The 11,919-nt window shown below is 67.7% G+C and carries 15 protein-coding genes; 4 read left to right on the top strand and 11 right to left on the bottom strand.

Annotated features, from left to right (window positions below; all coding sequences use genetic code 11):
• Window positions 1-7: 7 nt before the first annotated feature.
• The gene (gene trxA, locus ACFWMR_RS00460; RefSeq protein WP_005154472.1) at window positions 8-334 is read left to right on the top strand and encodes a thioredoxin; all 327 of its coding nucleotides are present in this window, start codon (window positions 8-10) and stop codon (window positions 332-334) included.
• A 251-nt stretch (window positions 335-585) separates the two neighbouring features.
• Complete coding sequence (locus ACFWMR_RS00455; RefSeq protein WP_005154474.1) at window positions 586-1,734, top strand: N-acetylmuramoyl-L-alanine amidase; 1,149 nt, start codon at window positions 586-588, stop codon at window positions 1,732-1,734.
• A 374-nt stretch (window positions 1,735-2,108) separates the two neighbouring features.
• Here ACFWMR_RS00455 and ACFWMR_RS00450 read toward each other — a convergent pair whose 3' ends face one another.
• Window positions 2,109-2,753, bottom strand: coding sequence for a GNAT family N-acetyltransferase (locus ACFWMR_RS00450; protein WP_093937688.1), 645 nt, complete (start codon window positions 2,751-2,753; stop codon window positions 2,109-2,111).
• A gap of 194 nt (window positions 2,754-2,947) precedes the next feature.
• Here ACFWMR_RS00450 and ACFWMR_RS00445 point away from each other — a divergent pair, with 194 nt between their 5' ends.
• Together ACFWMR_RS00445 and ACFWMR_RS00440 are read left to right on the top strand one after the other, a co-directional pair.
• Entirely contained in the window at window positions 2,948-4,267 is a 1,320-nt protein-coding gene (locus tag ACFWMR_RS00445) for an aminotransferase-like domain-containing protein (protein WP_378273571.1), read from the top strand.
• A gap of 36 nt (window positions 4,268-4,303) precedes the next feature.
• A complete protein-coding gene (locus tag ACFWMR_RS00440) occupies window positions 4,304-5,254 on the top strand; it encodes a D-alanine--D-alanine ligase family protein (RefSeq protein WP_093937686.1) in 951 nt (316 codons plus the stop codon).
• A 6-nt stretch (window positions 5,255-5,260) separates the two neighbouring features.
• Here ACFWMR_RS00440 and ACFWMR_RS00435 read toward each other — a convergent pair whose 3' ends face one another.
• The 10 genes from ACFWMR_RS00435 to rpmH form a co-directional block, all read right to left on the bottom strand.
• On the bottom strand, window positions 5,261-5,635 hold the full coding sequence (locus ACFWMR_RS00435) for a hypothetical protein (RefSeq protein ID WP_378375729.1): 375 nt from the start codon (window positions 5,633-5,635) through the stop codon (window positions 5,261-5,263).
• Entirely contained in the window at window positions 5,632-6,324 is a 693-nt protein-coding gene (locus ACFWMR_RS00430; RefSeq protein WP_378375727.1) for an HAD family hydrolase, read from the bottom strand. Before ACFWMR_RS00430 ends, ACFWMR_RS00435 begins: the two co-directional genes overlap by 4 nt.
• Window positions 6,325-6,388: 64 nt before the next feature.
• Window positions 6,389-7,414, bottom strand: a complete 1,026-nt coding sequence (locus tag ACFWMR_RS00425; protein ID WP_093937683.1) for a ParB/RepB/Spo0J family partition protein — start codon at window positions 7,412-7,414, stop codon at window positions 6,389-6,391.
• Complete coding sequence (locus ACFWMR_RS00420; RefSeq protein WP_378375726.1) at window positions 7,411-8,340, bottom strand: ParA family protein; 930 nt, start codon at window positions 8,338-8,340, stop codon at window positions 7,411-7,413. Before ACFWMR_RS00420 ends, ACFWMR_RS00425 begins: the two co-directional genes overlap by 4 nt.
• A gap of 64 nt (window positions 8,341-8,404) precedes the next feature.
• On the bottom strand, window positions 8,405-9,085 hold the full coding sequence (gene rsmG / locus ACFWMR_RS00415; RefSeq protein ID WP_378375724.1) for a 16S rRNA (guanine(527)-N(7))-methyltransferase RsmG: 681 nt from the start codon (window positions 9,083-9,085) through the stop codon (window positions 8,405-8,407).
• Between the two features lie 211 nt (window positions 9,086-9,296).
• Window positions 9,297-9,854: a Jag family protein gene (locus ACFWMR_RS00410; protein WP_005154507.1), complete on the bottom strand. Its 558-nt coding sequence runs from the start codon at window positions 9,852-9,854 to the stop codon at window positions 9,297-9,299.
• Window positions 9,855-9,884: 30 nt separating this feature from the next.
• A complete protein-coding gene (yidC, locus tag ACFWMR_RS00405) occupies window positions 9,885-11,003 on the bottom strand; it encodes a membrane protein insertase YidC (protein ID WP_378375722.1) in 1,119 nt (372 codons plus the stop codon).
• A 4-nt stretch (window positions 11,004-11,007) separates the two neighbouring features.
• Window positions 11,008-11,313: a membrane protein insertion efficiency factor YidD gene (gene yidD / locus ACFWMR_RS00400; RefSeq protein WP_016338357.1), complete on the bottom strand. Its 306-nt coding sequence runs from the start codon at window positions 11,311-11,313 to the stop codon at window positions 11,008-11,010.
• A 4-nt stretch (window positions 11,314-11,317) separates the two neighbouring features.
• Window positions 11,318-11,728 carry a ribonuclease P protein component gene (rnpA, locus tag ACFWMR_RS00395; RefSeq protein ID WP_093937679.1) on the bottom strand — a complete coding sequence of 137 codons (411 nt, stop codon included), beginning with the start codon at window positions 11,726-11,728 and terminating at the stop codon, window positions 11,318-11,320.
• Between the two features lie 23 nt (window positions 11,729-11,751).
• Complete coding sequence (gene rpmH / locus ACFWMR_RS00390; RefSeq protein WP_005154511.1) at window positions 11,752-11,895, bottom strand: 50S ribosomal protein L34; 144 nt, start codon at window positions 11,893-11,895, stop codon at window positions 11,752-11,754.
• Window positions 11,896-11,919: the final 24 nt, after the last annotated feature.

The following is an 11,919-nucleotide window of genomic DNA, read 5'->3' as shown; positions in this document are numbered from 1 at the left end:
AGACACCATGGCCAACAACACCGTGACGGTGACCGACAAGACGTTCGTCGACGACGTGCTGACGAGCGAGAAGCCCGTCCTGGTCGACTTCTGGGCGACCTGGTGCGGTCCGTGCAAGATGGTCGCCCCGGTGCTCGAAGAGATCGCGGCGGAAAACGGCGAGAAGCTGACCATCGCCAAGCTCGACATCGATGCGAACCCGAACACGGCGCGTGACTATCAGGTGATGTCGATCCCGACGCTGATCCTGTTCCAGGGCGGCAAGCCGGTGAAGCAGATCGTCGGCGCCAAGCCGAAGGCCGCGCTGCTTTCGGACCTCGCCGACGTCCTCTGATCTCGCGTTTCACCTGCCGAAACCCGGGGCCTGCCCAGGCTCCGGGTTTCGTCTTTCGGCGGAACGGGTAGATCTGACTGTTACGGCGACGCCTGGACGGGTTCCCCGAACGGGGACTTGACGCACCGACCGGGCCTCCGCGCTCACCGAGAGTTCACAGGGCACAATAGAGCACCGGGGTTCGCCCCGCAGGGTTTTCAAAGTCGTGCATCGAGCTCGATCGGTGCCCCAAAGGGAAGAGCGAGGAGTGCATGCGGGTACTCCGCCGCGGTGACGCCGGACCGGACGTCGCCGAGATCAGGTCCACGCTGGCGGCGATGGAGCTGCTCCCGCCGGTGACCGAATCCGGGGAGTACGAGGTCTTCGACACGGCGATGGAACATGCCGTGCGCGCGTTCCAGCAGCGCCGTGGGCTCATCACCGACGGTCTGGTGGGTCCGGCGACCTACCAGGCACTTCGCGGCGCGGGCTTCCATCTCGGCAGCCGCCCGCTGACCTACATGTTCTCCGCCCCCATGCAGGGTGACGACGTTTTCGCGCTCCAGGAGCGGCTGACCGAACTCGGTTTCGACGCCGGCCGCCCGGACGGGCACTTCGGCGCCCAGACCGAACGCGCGCTCAAGACCTTCCAGCGCGACATGCGCCTGGTCGCCGACGGCATGTGCGGTCCGGCCACGATCCGCGAGCTGCACCGGCTCTCTTCGCCGCGTGCCCGCGGCGGCCGTCCTGTGTTCTTGCGTGAGCAGGAGCAGGTGCGCCAGGCGGGCCCGCGGCTGCGCGGCAAGCGCATCGTGATCGACCCGGGCCACGGCGGCGAGGACCTCGGTGTCGTCGCGGGTGACCTGCGTGAAGCGGACATCGCCTGGGACCTGGCGCGGCGGCTGGAAGGCCGGATGCAGGCCACCGGCATGGAGGCGCTGATCTCGCGCGGCCCGAACCAGAGCCCGACCGAGGGTGACAGGGCCAAGTTCGCGAACGAGGCGGGCGCCGACCTGTTCCTCTCGCTGCACAACGACAAGAACCCCTCGCCGAAGGCGCAGGGTGTCGCGAGCTTCCACTTCGGCACCGGTAACGGCACCACGTCGACCGTCGGTGAGCTGCTCGCGGGCTTCATCCAGCGTGAGTTGGCCGCCCGCACCGGCATGCTCGACTGCCGCACGCACTACAAGACCTGGGAGATCTTCACCCGCACCCGCTGCCCCGCGGTGCGGATCGAGATCGGCTACCTGACCAACCCGGAAGACAGCCGCAAACTGGCCGACCCGGCTTTCCGCGACGTCGTCGCCGAAGGCATCCTGGTCGCCGTGAAGCGCCTGTACCTCCTCGGCGAAGGGGACCAGCCGACCGGCACGTTCACCTTCGCGGACGTCCTGGCCCACGAACTCGCCAAAGCGGAGTAGCCACTCCTCCACACCCCGCACGCGGGCGCACATCCCCCTGCCGAGCCGCTCGGCACAACCGGTTGTGTGCCCCCACTCCCGACCACGCCACCCGTAGATCCCCCCGGCGCGCAGCCCCCGCCCTTCCCGGGGGGCGTCCCCAGGTCCAGCCTACCCATCCACAGATTTTCCACCGCTCCTATCAGGGATCTGTGGATAACTCGGCGGGTTACCCACAGCTGTCCCCAGGCCGGGGTATGGCCGCTGCGCGCACCCGGAAACTCTGCTAACGCGGCCTCGCGGGCGCGCAATGAAGGGGCCTTTCATAGCAAATTTCGCAATGAAGGACGCTTTCATTGCAACCGGACTCAAGCCTCCGGAACAGCGAGAGAAGGTCAGGCGCGGCCCAGGCTCGGTTCGGCGGTCGTGATGGAGACCTGGCCGAGCAGCCGTTCGAGGGCCGCCTCCACGTCTTCCTTCCACGAGATCGCCGACCGCAGTTCCAGCCGCAGCCGCGGCCAGCGCGGATGGGGCCGCACGGTCTTGAACCCGACGCTCTGGAGGAACGCGGCGGGCAGCACGCAGCTGTGTCCGCCGTCGGGATCGGTCTCCTCGGGCTTGGCGTCGCCGAAGGCTTCGATCGCGCGGACACCACGTTTGGTCAGGTCCTTCGCGACGGCCTGCACCAGCATCCGGCCGAGTCCACCGCCCTGGAACTCGGGAAGGACCTGGAAGGCGGTCAGCAGGACCGCGTCCGGTCCGGGCGGCGAAGTCGGGAAGGCCAGCGAACGCGGCACGGCGTTCGGCGGCGCGTAGAGCACGAAGCCGACAGGCAAGGTGTCGCTGTAGACGATCCGGCCGCAGGAACCCCACTCCAGCAGCACGCTGGAGACCCAGGCTTCCTTTTCGACCTCGGTCGCGCCGTATTCCTCGGCCTGCGCCTTCATATGCGGCGCCAGCTCCCAGTACACGCAGCGGCGGCAGCTCTTGGGCAGATGCTCGAGGTTGTCCAGGGTTACGCCCACGACGCGACGCGACACAGACAGACCTCCCTGAACGAAGACACCCGACGCAGCACTGTCCCGAGCAGGGCTCGCTGAAGGGGTCCTGATCGAGGATAGGCCGATGTGATGAACACCGGAAGGCCAGGGCCCCTCAAGGGAGGGTGGTTACACTCGATGGAACTACCAGTCGGTAGCGACTATGTCCACTTCGAAGCACGGGTGAACACCTGATGACCGAGAATCGCCCTGTCCGGCCGGAGCCCGGCCGCCACAACCTCGACCCTCATCTCGACCGCTACGCCGCGCGTACCGCCGGGATGACTGCTTCCGAGATCAGGGCCTTGTTCGCGGTGGCCAGTCGCCCCGAAGTGGTCTCGCTCGCCGGCGGGATGCCGAACCTCGCCGCGCTCCCGTTGGACACGTTGTCCGCGCAGGTCGGCGAGCTCATCGCCGAAGACGGCCTGGTCGCGCTCCAATACGGCTCCGCGCACGGCGTCCCGGCGCTGCGCGAGCAGATCTGCGAAATCATGGCGCTCGAAGGCATCAAGGCCCACCCGGACGACGTCGTCGTGACGGTCGGCTCGCAGATGGGCCTCGACATGGTCACCCGGCTGTTCTGCGACCCGGGCGACGTCATCATCGCCGAAGGACCGTCGTACGTCGGCGCGCTCGGCTCGTTCGCCGCGTACCAAGCCGACGTCGTCCACGTCGCGATGGACGACCACGGCCTGGTCCCCGAAGGGCTGCGCGCCGCCCTCGCGGAAACGCGCAAGGCCGGCCGCCGGGTCAAGTTCCTCTACACGATCCCCAACTTCCACAACCCCGGCGGCGTCACGCTGGCCGTCGAGCGGCGCGCGGAGATCGTGGAGATCTGCCGGGAGAACGACATCCTCATCGTCGAGGACAACCCGTACGGCCTGCTCGGCTTCGGCGGGCAGACGTACCCGGCGCTCCGCTCGATCGACCCCGACAACGTCGTTTACCTGGGCTCTTTTTCGAAGACTTTCGCCTCCGGCCTGCGGGTCGGCTGGGTGCTCGCGCCGCACGCCGTCCGGGAGAAACTCGTGCTCGCGGCCGAGTCCGCGACACTTTGTCCGCCTACGCTTAACCAGTTGATCGTGTCGCGATACCTCTCGACTCACGACTGGATGGGTCAGATCAAGACCTTCCGCGAGAACTACCGGGAGCGCCGGGACGCGATCCTGTCCGCCCTCGAACAACACATGCCCGCCGGCTGCAGCTGGACCAAACCCGACGGCGGGTTCTACGTCTGGATGACCGTCCCCGAAGGCGTGGACACGAAGGCGATGCTGCCGAGGGCCGTCACGGCCCGGGTCGCGTACGCCTCCGGAACCGGCTTCTACGCAGATGGTTTCGGCAGCAGACAGTTGCGTCTTTCCTACTGCTACCCGACGCCGGAGCGGATCCGCGAAGGCGTCCGGCGGCTCGCCGCGGTGCTCGAGTCCGAAATGGACCTCGCGCGTACCTTCGGTAACGTGAGCCCACGCTCGATCTCGGGGCCGCAGAACCCCTCTCCGGACACGGTCTGATCGGCCGGACGTCCCCAAAGAACAAAAGGAGTCCCGGTGGTCGACCGCACCGTTGCCGTACTCGCAGGCGGGCTTTCCCACGAACGCGACGTCTCACTCCGCTCCGGGCGCCGGCTCTCGGTCGCGCTGCGGGCGGAAGGCCTGACCGTCGAGGAATGGGACACCGACGCCGGTCTGCTCGAACGTCTTCGCACCCAGCGCCCCGACGCGGCGATCGTCGCCCTGCACGGTGGCGAGGGGGAGAACGGCGCGGTGCAGACCGTGCTGGAGATGCTCGACGTGCCCTACGTCGGCACCAGCTCGCAGGGCTGCCGCCGCGCGTGGGACAAGCCGACGGCCAAGGCGCTCGTCGCCGACGCGGGATTCACCACGCCGGACTGGGTCGTGCTGCCGCACAGCACCTTCCGTGAACTCGGCGCGCAGGCCGTGCTGGACGCGATGGTCGAGACGCTGGGCCTGCCCCTGATCCTCAAGCCCGACCAGGGTGGTTCGGCGCTGGGCGCCCAGGTCGTCAAGGAAGCCTCGGAGATGCCCGGCGCGATGGTCGGCTGCTTCGCTTACGGCGACACCGTTCTCGCGGAGAAGTTCATCTCGGGCGTCGAGGTGGCCGTGACGGTCATCGAAGGCGAAGAAGGCCCCGAAGCCCTTCCCGCGGTCGAGATCGTGCCTGAGAGCGGTGTGTACGACTACAAGGCCCGCTACACCGCCGGGCTGACCGATTTCTTCACGCCCGCGCGAATCAGCGACGACGCCGCCAAGGCGGTCGGCGAGCTGGCCGTCGCCGTACACCGTCAACTCGGGCTTCGCGACATTTCGCGCACTGACGCCATGATCACCGAGGACGGCACGGTCCACTTCCTCGCGGTGAACCCCTCGCCGGGTCTCACTGAGACTTCGCTCGTGCCCGTGGCGATCGAGGCCGCCGGCGCCACCCTCGGCTCGGTGTTCGCCGACCTCGTCGGGCGGGCGATCTCCCGCAAGAGCTGAGTTCCCTCAGTTCCGGACGACGACTACCTGGTACTCGTCCTCGTAGATGATCCGCCCTGGATCCGCCGACCGGACGGTCTCGCACGGGATCTCGTGCGTCTCCAGAATCGCCAGGTAGCCGTCGACCCGCTCGATGAAGACCCGGGCGCTCGCCTTGAACCATGCCGCGGCGCCGGGATTCACCTCGGCGTCGTAGACGCTCGGATCGGTGTGCGCCGGGTTGATGAAGTTCGCGTCGTACCAGTCGTTGTTCGTCCGGCGGAAGGCTTCTTGTTCGACGGTGAGACGTCCGGCGCGAGCGAGGTTGTTGACGAGACCGAAGACTCCCGTGAAGTTTCCTCGCTTGTCGCGGGTCGGGCTCTGAAAGCGAACGAAAGTCATCGCTGAGTCCACCCACGCACCCACCTCAGCAACTCTTCATCACGCAGGGAAGCGATCACGACGTCGGCGGGGAAGTCCTGCTGCTTCAGCGTGGGTACCCCGATGACAGGCACCCCCGCCGCCCGCGCCGACCGGAGACCGGTCATGGAGTCCTCGAACGCCAGCGCGTCCGCGGGCTCGACGTTCAAGAGGGCACAGGCGGTCGAGTACATCTCCGGATCCGGCTTCGGCGCGGCCACCTCGTCGGCGGCCAGTTTCACGGGAAACATCTCCGAAAGCCCGCCGCGAACGAGGGCGGCCTCCAGGAGCGCTCGAGGCGAGTTGCTCGCGACGGCGACCGGGACGGCGGCGGCGGTCAGTTCGACCAACTCACGCGCGCCGGGCATCGCCTCCGCTTTCGCGGTGACGACCTCGGTCACCAACCTCAGCAACTCGTCCGCGATCCCGGCACCGCCGCCGGGTTCGCCGAACACTTCCGCCATCGCGTCGGCGGCGGCCGGTAGCGACTTGCCGATCACCAACGCCTTCTCGTCCGGCCCGAACGGCAGACCTCGCCGTGAGAACAGTTCGGTCTCGGCCACCGACCAACACGGCTCGGTGTCCATGAGCAATCCGTCGCAGTCGAAGATCACCGCGCGCGGATTTCGACCGCCGAAGAGCCCCTTCACACTTGCCCCCAGTTCAAGCACTCAGCGTCACACCTTCGTCATCACACAGCTATCGTCACCGTGACAAAACGACCCGGGGTAATCCCTAATCGGTTTCGCGTGTCTGTTTTGCCTGATTTTCGTCCATCAGCGCGACGATGCGTTCAAGATCGTCCACCGAGCCGAATTCGAGCGTGATCCGGCCCTTACGGCGACCGAGGTCGACCTTCACGCGGGTGTCGAAGCGGTCCGAAAGCCGGTTCGCCAGTTCCTGAAGACCAGGCGCCTGGATCGGCTTGCGGGGAGCGGGCTTCGGCTTGGCCGGCTTTTCGCTCTTCTTGAGCGTGACGGCTTCCTCGGTCGCACGGACCGACATACCCTCCGCGACGATCCGCGCGGCCAGCTCTTCCTGACTGTCGGCGTCTTCGAGAGAGAGCAGCGCCCGCGCGTGGCCCGCCGAAAGCACCCCGGCGGCGACCCGCCGCTGGACCGCGAGGGGGAGTTTGAGCAAGCGGATCGTGTTCGTGATGACCGGGCGGCTGCGCCCGATCCGGCCGGCCAGCTCTTCGTGCGTGACCGCGAACTCGTCGAGCAGCTGCTGATACGCGGCCGCCTCTTCGAGCGGGTTGAGCTGAACGCGGTGGATGTTCTCGAGCAGCGCGTCGCGCAGCATCGCCTCGTCGGCGGTCTGCCGGACGATCGCCGGGATCGCCTCCAGCTCCGCCAGCTGGGACGCGCGCAGCCGCCGCTCGCCCATGACGAGTTCGTATTCGTCGGCGCCGAGCTCCCGGACCACGATGGGCTGCATGAGCCCGAACTCGCGGATCGAGTGCTCCAGCTCGTTGAGCGCGTCCTCGTCGAAGACCTGCCGCGGCTGCTTCGGGTTCGGCTTGATCTGGCTGACCGGCACCTCGCGGTAGACCGCGCCCGCCACCGTGCCGCCCTGCGAACCGGCCGCGCCGTTGGCCGCGAACCAGCCTTTGTCGTCCGGACCGGACGGCCCCGGCGAACCGGCCGGGGGAGCGGGGACCGCGGCCGAACCGTTCTCGGCCGGTGCCGCGGAGCCCGGCGGCGGGCCGGTGGGGATCAGGGCGGCGAGCCCGCGCCCGAGCCCCCCTCTGCGCTCGCTCATGCCGTACCGCTCCTTTCTTTTATCTCCACCCCACGCTGGGCGATCTCCTTCGCCGCGTCCACGTAGCTCATCGCGCCCCGGGAACCCGGGTCGTACGCGAGGACCGTCTGCCCGTAGCCGGGCGCCTCGGAGACCTTCACACTGCGCGGGATGACGGTCTTCAGAACAGTGTCCCCGAAGTGGTTCCGGACCTCGTTCGTCACCTGATCGGCCAGCTTCGTCCGGCCGTCGTACATGGTGAGCAGGATCGTGGAGACGCTGAGTTCGCGGTTCAGGTGCGCCTGGACGAGCTCGATGTTGCTCAGCAGCTGCCCCAGACCTTCGAGCGCGTAGTACTCGCACTGGATCGGGATCAGCACCTCCTGCGCGGCGACCATCGCGTTGACGGTCAGCAGACCGAGCGACGGCGGGCAGTCGATGAAGACGTAGTCGACGCCGATCTCGTCGAGGATCTCGGAGGACAGCGCCTCCTTGAGTCGCATCTCGCGCGACGCCATCGAGACGAGCTCGATCTCGGCACCGGCGAGGTCGATGGTCGCGGGCACGCAGTAGAGGTTGGGCGACTGCTCGCTCTGCTGCGCCGCCTCCGCGAGCGACACCTCACCGATCAGCACCTCGTAGATCGACGGCGTGCCGGACCGGTGGTCGATGTCGAGCGCCGTGCTCGCGTTGCCCTGGGGGTCGAGGTCGATCACGAGCGTCTTGAGCCCGTGGACGGCCAGGGCGGCGGCTAGGTTCACCGTGCTCGTCGTCTTGCCGACGCCGCCCTTCTGGTTGGCGACCGTCAGCACACGCCGGCGGTTCGGCCGGGGGAGCGCGCCCTCCTTGGGGTGCAGCACGCTGGCCGCGCGGACGGCTTCTTCGGCGATGGGCGTCCAGCCGAGTTCGTGGCCGGTGCTCGCAGGGTCGGACGGTGGGGGAGTCACCGGTCTCGAGCCTCCTCTGTATTAGACGTGGGAGTCGTTCTGCGTTGTTTCACGTGGAACTGGACTAGCTGCGCCTGCCACGCTGTCGCGACGGTTTCGGGGGCAGACGGTGGATCACGACGACCGTGCTGGGGACTTCAAGCACTTTCGTGCCGCACTCGAAGACTTCCGGCTCGCCGCCGCCGGCCTTCCGGACGGCGACGCGATCGCGTTCGATTTCCTCTCCGGCGCTCGCTCCTTTGAGGGCGACCAGAGCTCCTTGCGAACGCACGAGCGGGAGGCACCAGTTCGCGAGCCGGGCCAAGGGAGCGACCGCCCGGGCGGTGACGACATCCGCGCCACCGAGCTCCTCGCGTACCTGCCGCTCTTCCGCGCGCCCGCGGACAACGGTGATGGGGAGTTCCAGCTTCTCGGCAACCTCGGCCAGCCAGTCGACCCGGCGGGCCATCGGTTCGAGCAGAACGATATCGAGGTCCGGTCGGCTGATCGCGAGCGGTACGCCCGGAAGCCCGGCGCCCGACCCGACGTCGACCACGCGGGCACCGTCGGGGATCCGCTCGCCGATCACGGCGGAGTTCAGGACGTGGCGCTCCCAGAGCCGGTCGACTTCACGGGGTCCGATGAGCCCGCGCTCGACGCCGTGACGCTCCAGGAGTTCGACATAGCCGGCAGCTTGCTCGACGCGGTCTCCGAACACTTCCGACGCCGCACTCCGTACCGATGCGGCGACCCCGTCCAAGCCCACTCTCGCTCCTCAATCTCGGCGCCGTTTCACGTGAAACGCGCTCCAGCTGATTGTCCATGACGCCGACCGCAAAGCGGGGAGACAGACCGAAGTTGTGGACAACTCCACTCGGCTCGCGCGTTTCACGTGAAACGCCACGCGTGTAATTCACCCTGATAACGAAGAAGCGGCCCACCGGAAGACCGGCGGGCCGCTTCTCTCAAGAGGACTGTCAGGCGGGGAAGATGACGACCCGGCGCTTCGGGTCCTCTCCTTCACTCTCGCTCTTGACGCCGTCGACGGCGGCGACCGCGTCGTGCACGACCTTCCGCTCGAACGGGCTCATCGGCTGGAGCCGGACACGCTCGCCGGAGGAGACCACCGTCTCCGCGGTCGAGCGGCCGAGCTCGCGAAGCTCCTCGCGACGGTCCGCGCGCCAGCCCGCGATGTCCAGCATCAGACGGCTCCGCGAACCGGTCTCCTGCTGGACCGCCAGCCGGGTCAGCTCCTGCAGCGCCTCGAGGACAGTGCCGCGCGGGCCGACGAGCTTCTCCAGATCCTCGCCACCGTCGATGCTGACGATCGCGCGGCCCGCCTCGACATCGAGGTCGATGTCGCCGTCGTAGTCCAGAAGGTCGAGCAACCGCTCGAGGTAGTCACCGGCGATGTCGCCCTCCTTCACGAGGACGTCGTCGTCGACACCTCCCTTGCGACCCGTCTCTTCAGCGGCGCCTTCGACCTCGGCCGCGCTGTTCTCCTCGGCGTCGATCGTGTCGATCGTCTCCGCCATTGTTGGTCTCCTCTCCAGCCCGGATCGGCGTCAGCGACGCTTCCGGCCCGATTTCTTAGTCGAGTCCGAGATGAGACCGGGCGTCTCCGCGCCGTTCTCCTTCGAGCCGTTCGTCGACGGCTCGGCTGCTGCGTTCGTGGTGTCCTTCGCCGCCGCGGTGGCTGAACCGGTCTGTGCTGAACCGGTCTGGGCGAAGCCGTGGGGCGAGCCCGCCTTCTTCACCTGACCGCCGGCGGACGGCTTGTTCTTCTTCTGCTGGACCGGCTTCTGGCCGGGGCGCGGCGCGGTCGGCTTCTGACCCGGCTTCGGGCCGAGGTTCGCGCGCTTCTCCTTCTCGGCTTCCTTGCGGGCCTCTTCTTCCTTGTCGATCCGCGTGTAGACGAGACGCTGCTGCATCAGGGTCCAGCCGTTGTTGGCGAGCCAGTAGAAGAGCAGGCCGACCGGGAACAGCGCACCGAAGACGAGGACACCGAGCGGGAAGATGTACATCGTCAGCTTGTTCATCATCGCGGTCTGCGGGGTGGCCGACTCGGGGTTCTGGCGCTGGACCGAGTGCCGCGCGGTGAGGTGCGTGGCGATGCTGGCGACGATCATCAGCGGGATCGCGACCGGGGCGACGCCCCAGTGGAAGCCGGCGACCGTGTTGCCACCGCTGACCATTCCGACACCGGTGTAGATGGCGTCGCCGAGGGTGACACCGAAGATCTTGGCGTGGACGTACGAGTCGACGCCGGCCTGGGTGAAGAAGTAGTTCTCGGTCTTCGGGCCGCCGTACGGGTTGATCGTGAACATCCGCAGGACGTGGTTCAGACCGATGAAGACCGGGATCTGGAGCAGCATCGGCAGGCAGCTGCCCAGCGGGTTGACGCCGTGCTCCTTCTGGAGCTTCTGCATCTCCATCGCCTGGCGCTGCCGGTCGTTCGCGTACTTCTTCTGGATCTTCTTCATTTCCGGCGCGAAGTCCTGCATCTTCTTCATCGACCGGACCTGGTTCACGAACGGCTTGAACATGATGCCGCGGACCGTGAACGTCAAGAAGATGATCGCGAGGATCCAGGAGATCGCGTTCGACTCGCCGAGAACGAACCCGAAGACCTTGTGCCAACACCACAAGATGAAGGACACGGGGTAGTAGATGAAGTCGAGCACTGAGCTACTCCTCGATCGGTGTTTCAGGTCGGCGGTGGCGCCACGAGAACGTCTCGGGTACCGGATCGCGGCCGGGCATGGTCCACGGGCCACAGCGCAGCAAGCGCCGGACCGCGAGATAGGTGCCGCGGCCGGCGCCGTGCCGGGTCAGTGCCTCGACGGCGTACGCGCTACAGCTCGGGTAGAACCGGCACGCCGGAGGAAGGAAGGGGGAGATCGCCTTGCGGTACAGCTTGATGGGCAGGAGCAACACCCATGCCACCGGGCCGGGCCGGGCGTCTTCGGTGGTCTCGTTCTCGGTGGCTCGCATGCCGTTACACCGCTGATCCGTTGTCGGGGGGTCGCGTCTGGCGGGACTTCCCGGCGACGGCGGAGTGCCCGGACAGCCCGAGGCGCCGCAACGACGCGTCGAGATCCGAGCCGAGTTCCGCGCTGGACGCGTCCGCGGCCGGGGGTAGTGCCCGTATCACCAACGAGCTCCCCGGCGGCAGTGTTCCGATCCGGTCGGAAACGAGATGCCTCAATCGCCGGCTCACCCGGTGGCGCACCACCGAATTGCCGACGGCCTTGCTCACCACAAAACCCGCCCGCGCCGCTTCGGCGGCATCGGGCGGGTCCGTGGTCAACGCATGGACGACGAGGCGGCGCCTGCCTGCCTTGGCCCCACGCCGCATCACGGCACGGAAATCCTCACTGCGCCGCAACCTCGCGGCGGCTGGCAGCACGACGTCCCTCGACGGCGGCCGGATCAGGCGGACAGCGCGCCGCGGCCCTTGCGACGGCGAGCCGCCAGGATGGCCCGGCCGGCGCGGGTCCGCATGCGCAGCCGGAATCCGTGGACCCGGGCGCGGCGGCGGTTGTTCGGCTGGAAGGTGCGCTTACCCTTGCTCACGACTAACTTCTCCTGTTTCTCGGC

The organism is Amycolatopsis thailandensis (genome assembly GCF_042723255.1).
Classification (GTDB): domain Bacteria; phylum Actinomycetota; class Actinomycetes; order Mycobacteriales; family Pseudonocardiaceae; genus Amycolatopsis; species Amycolatopsis thailandensis.
The sequence above is the reverse complement of the archived record's forward strand: the minus strand, read 5'-3'. Positions and strand labels throughout refer to the sequence as shown.